Source organism: Acidaminococcus sp. (assembly GCF_057597765.1).
The window spans coordinates 99,999-116,352 of record NZ_DBMBXK010000009.1 but is presented as its reverse complement, the minus strand read 5'-3'; the positions used below and the strand labels follow the sequence as shown (position 1 = coordinate 116,352).

General features: G+C 56.5%; 12 protein-coding genes. 8 read left to right on the top strand and 4 right to left on the bottom strand.

Going from position 1 to position 16,354, the window contains the following annotated elements:
- Nucleotides 1-516 precede the first annotated feature (516 nt).
- Nucleotides 517-2,064, bottom strand: coding sequence for an AbgT family transporter (locus tag ACZOF8_RS07675; RefSeq protein ID WP_022487718.1), 1,548 nt, complete (start codon nt 2,062-2,064; stop codon nt 517-519).
- A 263-nt stretch (nt 2,065-2,327) separates the two neighbouring features.
- Between ACZOF8_RS07675 and ftsH the strand changes: the two genes are divergently transcribed.
- Nucleotides 2,328-4,220 (top strand): ATP-dependent zinc metalloprotease FtsH, encoded by a 1,893-nt coding sequence (gene ftsH / locus ACZOF8_RS07670; protein ID WP_022487717.1) that lies wholly within the window; start codon nt 2,328-2,330, stop codon nt 4,218-4,220.
- Between the two features lie 105 nt (nt 4,221-4,325).
- Nucleotides 4,326-5,921: a hypothetical protein gene (locus tag ACZOF8_RS07665; RefSeq protein ID WP_154487859.1), complete on the top strand. Its 1,596-nt coding sequence runs from the start codon at nt 4,326-4,328 to the stop codon at nt 5,919-5,921.
- A gap of 67 nt (nt 5,922-5,988) precedes the next feature.
- Here ACZOF8_RS07665 and ACZOF8_RS07660 read toward each other — a convergent pair whose 3' ends face one another.
- The gene (locus tag ACZOF8_RS07660; RefSeq protein ID WP_154487858.1) at nt 5,989-7,518 is read right to left on the bottom strand and encodes a Ppx/GppA phosphatase family protein; all 1,530 of its coding nucleotides are present in this window, start codon (nt 7,516-7,518) and stop codon (nt 5,989-5,991) included.
- Between the two features lie 154 nt (nt 7,519-7,672).
- Between ACZOF8_RS07660 and ACZOF8_RS07655 the strand changes: the two genes are divergently transcribed.
- The 4 genes from ACZOF8_RS07655 (at nt 7,673) to ACZOF8_RS07640 (ending at nt 12,406) form a co-directional block, all read left to right on the top strand.
- Nucleotides 7,673-9,232, top strand: coding sequence for a Ppx/GppA phosphatase family protein (locus ACZOF8_RS07655; RefSeq protein WP_154487857.1), 1,560 nt, complete (start codon nt 7,673-7,675; stop codon nt 9,230-9,232).
- Entirely contained in the window at nt 9,232-11,340 is a 2,109-nt protein-coding gene (locus ACZOF8_RS07650) for an RNA degradosome polyphosphate kinase (RefSeq protein WP_154487872.1), read from the top strand. Before ACZOF8_RS07655 ends, ACZOF8_RS07650 begins: the two co-directional genes overlap by 1 nt.
- Nucleotides 11,341-11,473: 133 nt before the next feature.
- Complete coding sequence (locus ACZOF8_RS07645) at nt 11,474-11,707, top strand: hypothetical protein (protein WP_229778420.1); 234 nt, start codon at nt 11,474-11,476, stop codon at nt 11,705-11,707.
- A 147-nt stretch (nt 11,708-11,854) separates the two neighbouring features.
- Entirely contained in the window at nt 11,855-12,406 is a 552-nt protein-coding gene (locus ACZOF8_RS07640) for a phosphoribosyltransferase family protein (RefSeq protein ID WP_279127995.1), read from the top strand.
- Between the two features lie 205 nt (nt 12,407-12,611).
- Here the strand turns inward: ACZOF8_RS07640 and ACZOF8_RS07635 are convergent, their stop codons facing one another.
- Together ACZOF8_RS07635 and ACZOF8_RS07630 are read right to left on the bottom strand one after the other, a co-directional pair.
- Nucleotides 12,612-12,944 carry a branched-chain amino acid transporter permease gene (locus ACZOF8_RS07635; protein WP_022487710.1) on the bottom strand — a complete coding sequence of 111 codons (333 nt, stop codon included), beginning with the start codon at nt 12,942-12,944 and terminating at the stop codon, nt 12,612-12,614.
- Entirely contained in the window at nt 12,941-13,708 is a 768-nt protein-coding gene (locus tag ACZOF8_RS07630) for an AzlC family ABC transporter permease (protein WP_374047554.1), read from the bottom strand. Before ACZOF8_RS07630 ends, ACZOF8_RS07635 begins: the two co-directional genes overlap by 4 nt.
- Before the next feature lie 224 nt (nt 13,709-13,932).
- On the opposite strand from ACZOF8_RS07630, the gene ACZOF8_RS07625 reads away from it, so the two are divergent.
- The gene (locus ACZOF8_RS07625) at nt 13,933-15,330 is read left to right on the top strand and encodes an aminotransferase-like domain-containing protein (protein ID WP_022487708.1); all 1,398 of its coding nucleotides are present in this window, start codon (nt 13,933-13,935) and stop codon (nt 15,328-15,330) included.
- 151 nt (nt 15,331-15,481) lie between these two features.
- Nucleotides 15,482-16,345, top strand: a complete 864-nt coding sequence (locus ACZOF8_RS07620) for a methylenetetrahydrofolate reductase (RefSeq protein ID WP_022487707.1) — start codon at nt 15,482-15,484, stop codon at nt 16,343-16,345.
- The last annotated feature ends 9 nt before the right edge of the window (nt 16,346-16,354 follow it).

Genomic DNA, 16,354 nt, shown 5'->3' with positions numbered 1-16,354 from the left:
GCCCTTATACGCCGAAAGTACTCGACTGGAAACGGTCCGGGAGGATAGGGAGCTGCCGGTTAGGAAAATTCCGCATCTGATGGATGCGGAATTTTTTTTGTCACTGGTCAACGGTCACTGGTCACTGGCCGTTGGAAAGAACCCGTGGCTGACGGGTTCTTTTAAATAAAAAAATGGAGGAAACCTGCTCCTGGTGGGTTTCTCCGAAGGGAAACGCAGCCTGTGGGCTGCTAACCCACCACCATTGCACAGGCGCAACGGTCCCCCGCCCTTGAAAAGGGCGGATATACGCTGGGGCTTACGCCCTTGCTTTCAGGCACAAGGGCACTGCCCGCGTGCCTGTTATCCGCCCTTTTCAAGGGCGGGGGTATCCATGCACAGCATGGGTGGTGGGTTAGCAGCACCGGCTGCGTCCTGAATCGAAGAAACCCGCCATTCGGCGGGTTTATGCCTTTGACCAACAGAGGGTCTGCTGCATCCGCAGCAGACCCTCTGTTACGTCCGTTATGCACTTTCTTACAGGAACAGTCCGGCTCCCGGCCCTACAGGCAGGCCCAGGAAGATCCAGACGCCCATGAGCAGGCTCCAGGTGATCAGGAAGGTGATGGAATAGGGGAGCATCATGGAGATCAGGGTTCCCAGTCCGGCGTCTTCCTTGTACTTCTGCATGAACACCACAATCATGGCGAAATAGCTCATGAGAGGGGTGATGATGTTGGTGGAGGAGTCCCCGATCCGGTAGGCTACCTGGGTAAGAGCAGGGGACAGGCCCAGCCGGTACATCATGGGTACGAAGATGGGCGCCATAATGGCCCATTTGGCAGAGGCGGATCCCATGAACAGGTTCAGGAAGGCGGACAGAAAGATGAACAGGATAATGAGAGGCAGACCGGTAAGGCCGGCGGCTTCCAAGGCATCGGCTCCCTTGAAGGAAACGATAAGCCCCAGGTTGGTCTTGCCGAAGTAGGCGATGAACTGGGAAGCGAAGAAGGCCAGAACCATGTATCCGCTGAGGGATTTCATGGCGGCGGTCATGGCGGCCACCAGGTCATGGGAAGTGTTGATCTTTCCCACAATCTTTCCGTACACCAGGCCTGGAATCAGGAACAGAAGCAGGATGGCGGGAATCAGGCCGTTGTGCATGAAGGCTTTCAGGGTGTACTCCCCGGTGGCTTTTTCCAGGGTGCGGAATACGGCGTTTTCCGGGAACATGAGCACCGCCATCAGGGCCACATAAACCAGCAGTGCCAGGGCGGCCCAGTTCAGGGCTTTGTTTTCCAGAGGGGTGATGGGCTGGTTGTCCGATTTGTAGATTCCAGTGTAAGTGCCCAGGTTCTTTTCCACGATTTTGTCGGTGACAAAGGTGCCTACAATGGTCAGCAGCACCGTGGAGGCGGCCAGGAAGTACCAGTTGCAGGTGGGATCCAGGACCATGTCAATGCCGGCGGCGATCAGGGCCTGGTTGGTGATCCCGGTAAGCAGGGGATCGGTGGTTCCGATCAGCAGGTTGGCGGAGAAGCCTCCGGATACCCCGGCGAAGGCGGCGGCCATGCCGGCCAGGGGATGGCGTCCTGCCATGGCGAAGATCATGGCTCCGATGGGGACTACGATCACGTATCCGGCATCAGAGGCGATGTTGGACATAACCCCGGCGAACACCACAATGGGGGTGAGAAATTTGGGGTTGGCATTCATCAGCAGTTTTTTCAGGGAGGTGTTGAACAGGCCGGACCATTCGGCTACCCCTACCCCCAGCATGGCCACCAGAACGGTGCCCAGAGGAGCGAATCCGGTGTAGTTTTTGGTGGCGGTGTCGAACATGTACCGGAGCCCTTCCGCGTTCAGCAGAGAGACGGCTTTTTTGGTGACTTCCGCCTTGGCCCTGGCGTCAAAATAGGTGACGGTCAGGCCCTGGGATGCGGCAAAATGGGAAATGACGACGACAATCAGGGAGAGAATGAAGAAAAGGATCGCAGGGTGGGGCAGTTTGTTGCCGATGATTTCCACCCCTCTCAGGAAACCTCCGATTTCCTGGGGATTTTTCTTCTGGGTTGCGTTGGACATGGATGGTGCCTCCTTTTGAGTGAAATAAAACGGTGCAGGTTGGGTACGGTCAAAAAGCATAACGGACTGAATACTATGACTATTTTAACAAAAAGTAAATAAAAAAGAAAGGCAAAAAGACAAAAATGTCTGTAAATAATGGACAATGGTACAGAACTCTCAGAAAATTAAACGGAAAATCAAGTTCTGTTATTTTTCACAATGGTTTGTGCTATAATCAATAGAAAAGCATGCAGAACCCCTGCGGAAAGGATGAAAATATCATGGATGACAAAAATCCGGACAAGCAGTCGAAGAGAGTCAGACTGTATTACATCGCAGCCATTTTGCTGATCCTGATTATCAATACGGTCATCAGTCCCATGTTCTTTCAGCCGAAAGTCCATGAGGTCAGCTATACCAATTTCCTGAACATGGTGGATGAGGGAAAAGCCACCAAGGTGGAAATCACCAAGGATCGGATTGCCCTTTTGTGCAATCAGGATGGAAAGGAACAGATTTACGTAACGGGACGGGTGGATGACCCGGAACTGGTCAGCCGGCTGGTAAAGGCCAAGGTGGAATTCTCTCAGGTAATCCCCAAACAGGAATCTCCCATTATGTCCTTCTTCAACAACTGGATCCTGCCCTTCCTGCTGTTTATGGTAATCGGCCAGCTGATCATGCGGTACCTGGGGCCTAAATTGGGCGGGGGCAACATGATGAGTTTCGGCAAAAGCAATGCCAAGGTGTACATTGCCGCCCAGACCGGCAAGACATTCAAGGATGTGGCCGGTCAGGATGAAGCCAAGGAAGCCCTCCAGGAAATCGTCAATTACCTGCACAACCCTTCCAAATACAAAGCCATCGGGGCTGTGATGCCCAAAGGGGTGCTGCTGGTGGGGCCTCCCGGCACCGGGAAAACCCTGCTGGCCAAGGCTGTAGCCGGGGAAGCCAAGGTGCCCTTCTTCTCTATCTCCGGTTCTGAGTTCATTGAAATGTTCGTGGGCATGGGGGCTGCCCGGGTCCGGGATCTGTTCAAACAGGCCCAGGAAAAGGCACCCTGTATTGTGTTCATCGATGAAATCGACGCCATCGGCAAAAAACGGGACAACGGATCCTTCGGCAGCAACGACGAACGGGAACAGACCCTGAACCAGCTGCTGTCTGAAATGGACGGGTTTGACGGCAGCAAAGGGGTCATCATCCTGGCGGCCACCAACCGGCCGGAAGTGCTGGATAAGGCACTGCTCCGTCCGGGCCGGTTCGACCGGCGGGTGCCGGTGGAACTGCCGGATCTTCAGGGAAGGGAAGCCATCCTGAAGGTCCATTCCCATGATGTGAAGATGGATCCCCAGGTGGACTTCCATACCATCGCCCTGGCTACCAGCGGTGCCTCCGGGGCGGAACTGGCCAACATCGTCAACGAAGCTGCCCTCCGGGCGGTACGGATGGGCCGTTCGGAAGTGATCCAGGAAGACCTGGAGGAGAGCGTGGAAGTGGTCATTGCCGGGGCCCAGAGAAAGGGTGCGGTGATTTCTCCGGAAGAGAAGAAGGTCATTGCCTACCACGAAATCGGCCATGCCCTGGTGGCGGCCAGCCAGAAGGATTCGGCACCGGTCCACAAGATTACCATTATCCCCCGGACCTCCGGGGCCCTGGGGTACACCATGCAGGTGGATACCCAGGAAAAGGTGCTCATGAGCCGGGAAGAACTGTACAACAAGATCGTGACCCTGACCGGGGGACGGTCTGCGGAAGAAGTGGTGTTCAACCTGGTAACCAGCGGTGCCTCAAACGACATTGAACAGGCCACCAAGCTGGCCCGGGCCATGATTACCCGGTTCGGTATGACCGATGAATTCGACATGGTGGCTCTGGAAACAGTGAACAATGCCTACCTGGGCGGGGATACCTCCCTGGCCTGTGCTCCGGAAACGGCCGCCCGGATCGACGAGGCGGTGTTCGCCGTGGTGAAGAAGGCTCACAAAGAGGCCCGGGAGATCCTGGAAGCCCATCGGGAAAAAATGGACGAACTGGCTCAGTACCTGCTGAAGAAAGAAACCATCACCGGAGACGAATTCATGGCCATTCTCCACGGGACCATGAAACAGGAAGAAACGGAGACGGTGGAAGTATCCGTCGTTCCAGAAACGACCGATGCTCCTCAAGCTTGACGGCGGACAAAAGAGGCTGCTGCACAAAACGTGCAACAGCCTCTTTTCTATGTTATAATGAGTTCTCTGCATCATGCTACAACTTTGAGAAACAGGATGAGAAAAATGGAAACACGCACGAAACCCTGGAAACAGGGAAAAAGCATTTTTGACTATATCAAAAGCAATCTGGATGAGGACGGGTTCTTTACCCGGGAGAATCTGGAGGACCGGGCGGTGGTGGCCGGGGACAGCGATGTGCTGCTGGAACCTGGTGCTGCCGACGCCTATCTGGCCAGCAACAGCCAGGCGGAAGAGGCGGCCAATCCGGTAGGGGACCAGATTTACCAGGTGCTTCGGGCCTATGCGGAAGATCCCACCCCGGAAAATGCCACCATGCTGTACATGGGGATTTCTTCCACCCCCTGCATCCTTTACTACGAATCCCTGGTGGATGCCCTCAGTGAGGAACGGATTCCCCAGCCTTTGTGGGAACTGGCCCGGGAATGGCTGTATGAAGCCTCCAGCCGGGAAACGGTGAAGCTGGCCATTGTAATCTGCGGTCTGTACATGCTCAACGAGCAGGATTTGACAGTGAACTGGCAGCTGAAACAGGATCTGATGATCCTGTCCCGGTGTGAGGAATTCACCAGCTTTGTGATCTACGCGCTGGAACTGAGCCACCAGATGGAGCAGAAGGATTTGTGGGACATGCTCCAGCACACTTCCGGCTGGGGCAAGCTGTGCGCCATGCAGGCCTATGATTTCGCTGCTCCGGAAGACCAGGCCTGGCTGGTGGTCCACGGCTGCGATCTGACCATCGATTATCCGGCAGTGTCCCTGATGATCTTTTCCCGGGTGAATATCCCGGCTCTTCTGTCGGAACCCCATCTGGAACATCCCCAGTTCCAGGGGATCAGCCATATCCTGCTGAACTACCTGGCCTTCCTGTTGGGATTCCAGCAGCTGGAGGCACCGGAAGATGACAAGATGCCGGTGATCGACCTGTTTTCGGTAATGGAAAAGTTCCTGAAGCATGCCCAGGAATACCATACCGACCTGATGGACGGAGCGGCCCTCATCAATATGGCGGAAGGGCTCCGGACCATGGTGGAGGATGAATGCTGGGATTACCTGACCATGAACCAGTGCCATATCCTGATCAGCGAGCTGGAAACCCTGGTGTTCTCCCAGGACTGGCTGCCCCAGATCAGGGCCAATCTGCTGGAACCGGACGGCCGGGTGAACCTGATCGTGGTCCATATGGCCTATGCCCTGGATCTGGACATCCACCGGGAATTGTGGAACCTGCTGAAGAAGGATCCCCGGCGGACGGAGCTGTACCCGTTCCTGCTGGATACCCAGGATAAACGGCGGTTCAACCGGGTGATGAAGTTCGCCCGGGAACATGCAGACGAGTATCTTCAGGAGGAATACGTGATGGAGCCCCTGCTCCAGGCTCTGGAGGAACATCCCGGGGAAGGGGAGGACCTGCTGGAAAAGGCCCTGACCTCCATTTACGATTCCTGCCGGGGCACGGCCCTGGGGGTACTGGACAGCTGGCCGGACAAGAACTGGTCACCCCGGATGCGGCTGGCCCTGCTGAGAGCCAGGGACATGAGCCAGCATCCCCTGCTGAAGCTGCGGGTGGATGTACTGCTGAAAAAAAGGACCATGGATTTCGCCAGTTTCCTGGACGTGATCCATGAGCATCAGAAATAGGGGGACTGCAAAGCAGTCCCCCTATTTCTGTCAACGGGGCTGTTGCTCTTGCAACAGCCCCGTTTTTTTATCCTATTTCCTTCACAACTACCGTCAGCGAACATCCCAGGTTCTTCCGGAACCACTTGGTCATGGCCTGGAGCTGCTGGAGCTCTACGGAGGGGGCCCGGGTGGCGGTGATGGTGAGCACAGCGCCTCCGTTCAGGATGGCAGGTTCGATGGTTTCAATGGCCCCGGTCTGGGTGTAATCCAGACATTCCGCCAGGGCCAGGAGCAGAGCGGCGTTGCTCAGCCGTTTCATGTCGATTTCCGGGATCAGCTTCCGGTAAGGCCGGTTCCGGAGATAGCCCCGGTTCACCCCGTGGTGCCAGGCGGCCAGGATGGCGGTGTACACCACATCCAGATGGTTCAGCCCGAACAGTTTGCCGTTTTCGATCAGGTAGCCGCTGTGCCGGGTGTGGTTGTAGTAGTTGATGGTGATGCCAATGTCATGAAGCAGGGCGGCGGTTTCCAGCAAAGGTTCCCACCGGGCCGGCTCCAGCTTGTGGAGGGACTGCCAGCCCTGGAACAGCTGGAGGGCGTATTTGGCCACCAGCCGGCAGTGGTCTTCGTCCGGGGAATAGAGATGGATCATGTTTTCCCGGGCGGTTTCCAGGATGTTGGGGGTAATGAGGGGCAGTTCCGTGTGTTCGTGGAGGTATTGGGAGAACAGCCCTTCCCGGAGCCCGCAGCCGGAAACAATCATCTTCCGGGCCTTGCTCCGGTCTGCCAGGGCCTTGATGATGGAGGAACCGGCAATGATCACATCCGCCCGGTCATTGGACAGGCCGGGGATCCGCCGCCGGGTGGCCAGGGTAGTGCCCGGCAGGGTCTTGTACCATTCTTTGAAGTCCTGGATGGTGAACTGGTAATTGTGGAGTTTGGAGGTGAAGTATTTGGCCCGTTTCTGTTCGATCTTCCCTACGGAACGGGCGGTGCCTCCCACCCCTACCAGAGGCAGGCCGCAGCCGGCAATCCAGGGAACCTTCTGCATCTGGTCGTTGATGGCCCGGCGCATTTTGTTCAGGGCGGCCGGATCCACCGTGTTGTTCAGCTTGAAGGTCTTGGTCAGGTTCACGCAGCCGATGGGCAGGCTGACACTGTCCACCAGCTTCCGGTCCCGGACCAGGATCACTTCCGTGGAAGCACCCCCCAGGTCGAAGATCACCGCATCTTTTACGTCGATGGTGTTGATCACGCCCAGATAGCTGAGATAGGCTTCGGTTTTCCCGGAGATGATCTCCAGGTTGATCCCGGAAGCCTGGGAAGCAGCCTTGGCCAGCCGGGCCCCGTTGGGAGCGTTCCGGATGGCGGCGGTGGCCACGGCGATGATTTCGTCTGCGTGGAAGATCCGGCACATGGAGGCGAAATTCTTCAGACAGTTGGTGGTGGCAGTGAAGGCTTCCTCCGTCAGATACCCTTTCCGGTCCGTTTTCAGGGCCAGCCGCAGCGGGTCCTTCTGGTTGTACACCAGGTTGCAGGCGTTGGAAGCATGGATCTCCATGATCACCAGACGGGCCGAGTTGGACCCCACGTCGATAATGGCAATGCGTTTCATAAAATCCCCCGATCCACACGTGTATATAAAAAAACTATACTCCGCGAACACTGTTTTTTTCTTATAATAGAAGTGTTAAACTAAAAATAGTATAACACGATTGATACACAGAGGGTAGGACAAACCGGGTTATACCCAAAGCAAGGAGGAACTTATGGCTAAGAAAAAGTTGCGGTCAGCAGCGGTGATCCATCTGGGTTCAGAGAACATCACCATGCAGCTGATTGAATACACCGGTCTGGATGACATACGGATCATTACAGAGCTGCGCAGCAAGGTCCGTTTGGGGGAAGAAACCTTCCAGACCCGGAAGATCTCCTTTGGGACCATGCTGCAGATTGTGGAGATCCTGAAAGGGTACCGGCAGGTGATGCGGGAGTACGGGGTGAAATCCTATATCCTCCAGGCCACTACCGCTGTCCGGGAAGCGGAGAACCAGCAGTATTTCCTGGACCAGGTGCTGGTGAAGACCGGCTTCCAGATCGAAGTGGTGAACATGTCCCGGGAAATCTACACCAAGATGGCGTCCCTGCTGCGGACCATGGAGACCCATGGGAAAATGCCCCTGCCCCGGGAAGGGGTGCTGCTGGCGGACATTTCCTCCGGAGGTCTGGGTCTTACCTATGTGAAAGATCGGGAAGTGAAGTTCCAGCAGAACCTCCATGTAGGGCTGGTCCGGCTGAAGGAACAGTTTACCCGGAATGAACGGTCCAGCATCCATTTTGAACAGGCCCTGAAGGAATATCTCCAGGACCGGATTGGCGTGGTGGCGGAAGAACTGGAAAACGAGACCATCAGCATGCTGGTGCTCACTGGTACGGAAAGCCAGGTGCTCCTGGACCTGTTCGGGAAGAAACGGACCCGGAAGGAAAATGTTTCCTTAACGGCGGATGAAGTGAAAGCCTTCTACCACCGGGTACACCATCTGAAAGAAAGCCAGCTGGAGAAGCTGTTCAGCCTGACCCCGGAAGAAACGGAAGTGGCCCTGCCAGCCATTACCCTGTGCCAGCTGCTGATGGAAATGTCCCGGGCCCAGCAGATCCTTATGCCGGTGGACCGGTTCGTGGACGGGATGAAGATCCTCTACATTGCCCGGCAGCTGGATCAGCAGTTCCTGGAAGAAATGCTGGACATCCAGATGAGCCTGGTCCGGAACATCGGAAACCGGTTCCACTACGACGCTCCCCATGCGGCCTGGGTGGAAAACATGTGCTGCGTGCTCTTTGACGCCCTGGCGCCGTCCCAGGGCCTGGACCAGGAGGACAAGAGCCTCCTCCGGGCGGCGGCCTACCTGCACAATATCGGGAAATACGCCTCCATGCGGACCTATGACCGGTACAACTACTATTTGATCGACAGCGCGGATCTGTTGGGCTTCAGCGTGGAACAGTGCCACACCATTGCCCAGATTTCCTACCTGTACACTCTGGACCGGCCGGAACTGGAGGGCAGCGAACCCAAGGATTTCGGCAGCGGGATCCCGCCTCTGGTGGCCAAGCTGGCCGGCATCCTCCGGCTGGCGGATTCCCTGGACATCAGCGGCCGGCAGAAGATCCGGGACTGCAAAGTGGTGATCCGGGGAAACGAACTGCGGGTCCGGGCCAAGAGCCGGGAAAACCTGGCTCTGGAGGAATGGACTTTCAGCAAACGGGGGAGTTTCTTTGAGGAAGTCTTCGGCCTGCGGCCGGTTTTAGAGAAAGCAGAGGAAAAATGATGAAAATCGATCTGAACAAACCTGAGTATTACGTGAACCGGGAACTGAGCTGGCTGAAGTTCAACCTGCGGGTGCTGCGGGAAGCGGGGGTGCGGAACCTGCCCCTTTTGGAACGGCTTCGGTTCGTGGCCATTTCCGCCTCCAACCTGGACGAATTCTTCATGGTCCGGGTGGCCGGCCTGATCGAACAGAAAGCCGCCGGGATGGACCATGTGGATGCTGCCGGGATGAATGTGGAGGACCAGCTCCGGAACATTGCCCTTTCCGCCCACAACCAGATGAAACTGAAGTACCGGTATTTCTTCGCTCTGATCAATGAGCTGGAGAAATATGCCATCCGGTTCTTCCGGGTGAAGGATGTGACTGAAGACCAGCGCCGGGAACTGGAAAACTACTACCAGGAAATGGTCTTCCCGGTGCTGACTCCCATGGCGGTGGATGCGGCCCGGCCCTTTCCCTTCCTGGCCAACAAGTCCCTGAATATCGCGGTGGAACTCCGGGACCAGAAGGGGGAACAGAAAATCGCTTTCGTCCAGGTGCCTTCCGTGCTGCCCCGGTTCATTTCCCTGGTGGGGAAGGAAGGGGAACGGGCCTATGTGTTCCTGGAAGACCTGATCATGGAACACTGCCAGGATCTGTTCAAGGGACTCACCATTGTGGACATGGTGCTCTTCCGGATCACCCGGGACAGCGACCTGGAAGTGGAGGAAGACGCCACCCAGGACCTGATGAAGGAAATCGAACGGTCCCTGCGGAAACGGAAACGGGGGGCTGCGGTGCGGCTGGAAATCAACGCCACCGACGACAAGTACCTGAAGGATTTCCTGGTAAAGAACCTGGATCTGGAACCCCGGGATGTGTATGAGATCCAGGGACCTCTGGACCTGACCTTCCTGAACAGGTTCATCGACCAGCCGGGGATGGACCAGTGGAAATTCACTCCCTACACCGGGCAGCAGCCGGAAGAGCTGCCGGATTATGACGACCTGTTCGGAAAAATCCGGGAACATGACATCCTGCTCCACCATCCCTATGAAAGCTTCGATCCCATTGTAAAGCTGGTGGCCCAGGCGGCGGACGATCCCCAGGTGCTGGCCATCAAACAGACCCTGTACCGGGTCAGCGGCAATTCTCCCCTGGTGGCGGCGCTGGCCCGGGCGGCGGAAAACGGCAAGCAGGTCACTGCCCTGGTGGAACTGAAGGCCCGGTTCGACGAAGAGAACAACATCGTCTGGGCCCGGCGGCTGGAAAAAGCCGGCTGCCACGTGATTTACGGGCTCATGGGCCTGAAGACCCATTCCAAGATCATCCTGATCGTCCGGAAGGAAGAGGACGGGATCAAACGGTATGTGCACCTGGGCACCGGGAACTACAACGACAAGACCGCCAAGCTCTATACGGACCTGGGGCTGCTGACCGCCAACGACCAGTATGGCCAGGATGCCTCCGCCTTCTTCAACGTGCTCAGCGGTTATTCGGAACCGCCGGTGTTCAACAAGCTGGTGATGGCGCCCATCGGGCTCCGGGAAAAGATCTATGAACTGGTGGACCGGGAAATCGCCCATGTGAAGAACGGGGGCACCGGGTACATCGCCGCCAAGATGAATTCCCTGATCGACCAGCCGGTGATCCGGAAGTTCTACGAAGCCTCCCAGGCCGGGGTGAAGATCGACCTGATTGTCCGGGGGATCTGCGGCCTGCGGCCGGGAATCAAGGGCGTCAGCGAGAACATCACCGTACGGTCCATTATCGGCCGCTTCCTGGAACACAGCCGGGTGTATTATTTTGCCAACAACGGCAGTGAGGAACTGTACCTGTCCAGTGCGGACATGATGCCCCGGAACCTGAACGACCGGGTGGAACTGCTGTTCCCGGTGGAACGGAAGGCTCACATCGACCGGGTGAAGGAATTCCTGGATCTGTGCCTGAAGGACAATGTGGGGGCCCATGTGATGCTGGCCAACGGTACCTGGCGCCGGGCCTATCCTCACGGCCGGAAGCGGATCAGCGTCCAGGCGGCCATGATGGACCGGGCCAAATCCCATGCCCCGAAAAAATCCATGCCCATGGAACAGCGGCTGAAGCCCATGGTCCGCAAGGAAGAATGACGGAGAGCCCTCTTTTGTGATATAATGACTTATCATAAAGAGAGGTGCGGTGCGAGAAATGGCAGTGCAAAGTGTTACCTTAAACTATAATGGACATTACGGATATTTGGATTACAACGAAGAAACCCATGAGATGACAGTCTTTATCCCAGATGAGGAAGCAGCAGCCCAGAAAGTGCGGGATTTTCTCCAGGGCCCCCGGAAACTCCAGGTCCCTACGGATGAATGCACCTACCATTTCGGAGAAGTGACCGTGGATCCCAGCCGCAGCTGGCAGGACTGCCAGCAGGCCCTGACCCGTCTGTGGGTGAATACCGGAGTGCTGGTGGAATGGAGCATGCCGCCCCGGATGACCAACGATCTGTAAGTTATACACAGAGTTATCCACTTATGAACATTTGTGTTGTGGATAATGTGGATAACATTGTCCTGACAGGGGGAAAACCGGGAAAAAACGGCCATCCAGCCTGTGGATAAATGGAAAATACAGGAAAAAAACGGGGAGGGTGCCAAGGTGGCAAAACGGTATTATGAACTGGAAGTGGCAGGGGTGAAACGGTCCCTGCCGGTAATCAATATTTCGGATTCCCTGGCTATTGCCGGGTTCGTGATCCTGGGGGATACGGAAATCGTGGAAAAGACCGCAGCGGAACTGGCCAAAAAGGTTCCGGCGGATACAGATATCCTGATGGCGGCGGAAACCAAGGGAATCCCCCTGGTCCAGGCCATGGCCCGGATCCTGGGGATGCCCCGGTACATTGTGGCCCGGAAATCCATCAAGGCCTATATGGAACATCCTCTGGTGGTGGAGGACGAATCCATCACCACCCAGGGCAAGCAGATGCTCTGCCTCCAGGATGAGGACATTGAACGGGTCCGGGGCCACAAGGTGACGCTGGTGGACGACGTGATCAGCACCGGAGGCTCCATGAAGGCTCTGGAAGAACTGGTGGCCAAAGCCGGGGGCACCCTGAACGGAAAAATGGCCATCCTGGCCGAAGGAGATTCCATCGGCCGGAAGGACATTACCGTACTGGCCAATCTGCCGCTGTTTAAGGCGGAATAAAGTTGGTCTGTCAATGGTCAATGGTCAAATGTCAATGGCTAAAGGAAAGAACCCGCCTGAGTGGACGGGTTCTTTTATTATGCAAAATCCATATTGTGTCTGATATAGCAGCGATTATATTTTTAAATGTTAATTAAAAATTTGCTTGCAAATTTTGTCATTGGGCCATTGACCATTGACAATTGACCACGATGGGGGCCTTCATTCAGGTGAAGGCCCCCATCTGCACCATCACCATATACCACAGCGTTCCCCCTGCCATGGACAGCAGGAACTGGCGCTTCCACAGGTGGAGGAGCACCACTACGGCGATGCCGGTCAGTTCCGGGAGACCGTGGGTGCCGGTGGTGAAGGACACATCCTTGAGACAGTAGATCACCAGCAGGCCGAACACCGCTGAAGGCAGCACCGTGCCCAGGTAGCGGACCCGGGCCGGGGTGGGTTTCCCTGCCGGGAACAGAAGGAAGGGCAGGAAACGGGTGAGCTGGGTGCTGATTACGGCCAGCACCAGGATGGCAAGATGCTGGAGAAAACTCATGGCCGGGCTCCTTTCTTCTCCAGGTTCTCCTGGAGCAGCAGCAAAAGGGACAGGATGGCGCCCAGGGCCGGCAGGATAAAGTGCTTGGGACCGGCCAGGTTCAGCATCACCAGGGAGATCCCCAGTCCCAACAGGGAGCTTACATGGCTTTTTTCCTTCAGCCACTGTTCCAGGAAAATCACCACGAACATGGCGGTGAGCACAAAGCCCAGACCCTGGGTGTTGAACCGGATGCAGCCTCCGAACAGACCTCCCAGGGTGGCTCCCAGGAACCAGTACATGTGGTTCAGGAAGGTGATGAAGAACATGAACCAGCCCCGGTCCACGTTCTCCGGGATCCGGGCGGTGTAGTTGATGGAAAAGGTCTCATCACAGAGGCCGAAGATCAGGTACAGCTTTTTCCAGCCGGTGCCTTTGTACCGGTCCAGCATGGAGATCCCGTAGAAAAGATGCCGGGCATTGATCATCAGGCTTACCAGAAAGACCTGGGCCGGATCGAAGACTCCCACCATCAGGTTCACCAGGACAAATTCCACGGAACCGGAAAAAATCAGGAGGCTCATGAACATGGGGTACCAGAAGGGAAAACCGGCGGCATGCATGTAGACACCGTAGGTGAGTCCCAGGAACAGGAACCCGGCAAAGATGGGCAGGGTGTGGGGAAAGGCGCAGCGCAGGGCCTGGATCCGCCGGTCACGGGACAGCTGGGGAACCAGGACAGCATAGGGCTGGGAGAAGGGAACAGTACTTTGCTTCACGGATATAACCTCCAATTCGTATCATTTGCAACACAAGCATACCATTAAAAATCCGTACAATCAATGACTAAATTGTATGGATTACAAAATTTTTTGACAGGGAATCTTCACGGCATACCGGAGAATTTTTTCGATTGCTCTTTAAAATAGGAAACAAATCCTGAAAATTCCCTTGATGCTCCATACAATATTTCATATAATTGTATGGAATACAATTACAGGAGGTCCCTATGGCCATCAACGGATTCTACAACTACCCTCTGTCCTGGAAACCGGACCGGGCCAAGCTTACCCGGCCGGTATACCTGTCCCTGGCCCGGCAGCTGAAGGAGGACATTGCCTCCGGCTGCCTGGCTCCCGGCACCCGGCTGCCGCCCCAGCGGGAACTGGCCCGGTTCCTGGGAATCAATTTTACCACCGTCACCCGGGCTTACAAGCTGTGCGAGCTGAAGGGGCTGCTCCAGGCGGTGACCGGCAGCGGTACCTTTGTAGCCTCCAGCGCCGCCCGGTCCGTGACCATTTCCACAGAACGTCCCCGGTCCGCCCTTATCGACCTGGGGTTCGAGAACCCCTTTCAGGTGTTCACGGACCAGGTCCGGGAGATCACCCGGGACATTGCCGGCCGGAAACAGTTCCCCCAGCTGCTGGATTATGCCTCTCCCACCGGTATGGTCCACCAGAAGGCGGCCGGGGTAAACTGGCTGAAGAACATAGGGGTGGAAACGGATCCGGACCATCTGATGCTGGTGTCCGGCACCCAGAACGGACTGGCCATGAGCCTGCTGGCCCTGTTCGATCCGGGGGACCGGATCGGGGTGGATACCTACACCTATGCCAATTTCATCGAACTGGCCCGGCTCCATCATCTCCAGCTGGTGGCCATCGGCAGCGATGAGGAAGGGATGCGGGCGGACCTGTTGGAGCGGCAGCACCGGCTGAATGCCCTGAAGGGAGTCTTCCTGATGCCCAGCTGCTGCAACCCTACCACCCGGATGATTTCGGAGCGGCGGAAACAGGCCCTGGCCCAGGTAATCCGCCGGGAACAGCTGATCCTCCTGGAAGACGACATCCATGCCTTCTTCACCGCCGGCACCGTGGCCGATTATGCAGGGCCCCTGGCCCGGCTGGTGCCGGAACAGAGCGTCTATGTAAGCGGCACTTCCAAACCCCTCTGTGCCGGTCTGCGGGTGGCCTACCTGGTGTATCCGGACCGGTTCCGGGAGGCCCTGCTCCAGGCTCTCTTCAATGTGAATGTGAAAACATCCTCCTTGGACGGGGAAATCATTACGGAACTGATCCTTACCGGCACCGCCAATGCCATGGTGAAGAAGAAACAGGAACTGGCGGCGGAACGGAACCGGCTGTTCTTCCGGTATTTCCCGGAACTGGAGGGTCAGGGCCATCCCCTCAGCTTCTACCGGTGGCTGCCCATACCGGATACCCGGGGAGGAGCGGAAGTGGAACAGGCCTTCCAGCAGCAGGGAATCCGGGTCTACCATTCAGACCGGTTCCTGTGCGGGAAGCGGGAAATGCAGGCTTATCTCCGGGTGGCCCTGTCCACAGAACAGGACATGGGACGGCTGGAAAAAGGACTGTCCATTTTACGGGAAAACGTGAAAAAAGCATAAATCCCCTGCTCCCCTGCTGCGTCACTGTAATGCAGGTTCACCGGGATCCGGCTGACAGTTGCTGAAAACTGAAAAAAACTTTGCTTTTTGGGTACCTCCTGCGTTAAAATGAAACGATATACTTTTGTTTCAGCGTGAGGGGGTACCTTTTTTGAAAATCATAGATCTTTTAAAGAGTCCGAAGGTTTGCGTCTCCTGTGAGCTGTTCCCACCCAAAAAAGGCAGTGAACTGGAACATGCCCAGGAAATCGTCCGGACCATTGCCATCCAGGGGGTGGACTACATGAGCGTTACCTACGGTGCCGGCGGGACTGCCGTAGGCAAAAGCGTGGCCCTGGTGTCTGAAATCGAACGGTGCGGGGTGCCGGCCCTGGCCCATCTCACCTGTGTGGGGGCCGATGAACAGAAAATCGAAGGGGTCCTGGACCAGCTGAAGGCCGCCAATGTCCAGAACGTGCTGGCTCTCCGGGGGGATCTGCCCCAGGGACAGGAACATCCTCTGGGGGACTATGCCCATGCCAGCGACCTGGTGAAAAAGATCAAAAGCTACGGGGATTTCTGCGTAGGCGGGGCCACCTATCCGGAAGGCCATCCGGAAGCAGCCGGCCTGGATGATGACCTGGAACACACCAAGATGAAGGTGGAAGCCGGGTGTGATTTCCTGGTGACCCAGATGTTCTTTGACAACAGCATGTTCTACAATTTCATGTACCGGATGCTGGCCAAGGGAATCAACGTGCCGGTGGTGGCCGGGATCATGCCGGTGACCAACCTGAAGCAGATCGAAAAGATCTTCACCCTCAGCGGTACCCCGGTGCCGGCGCCTCTGCGGGCCATGGCGGAACGGTTCGCAGACCATCCGGCGGCTCTGAAACAGGCGGGGATGGCCTATGCCATCGGCCAGATCGTGGATCTGATCGCCAACGGCTTCACCAACATCCACATCTACACCATGAACAAGCCGGACATCATCGGAGGCATCCGCAGCAACCTGTCGGAAATCATCCGCTGCTGAAAGGGGAAC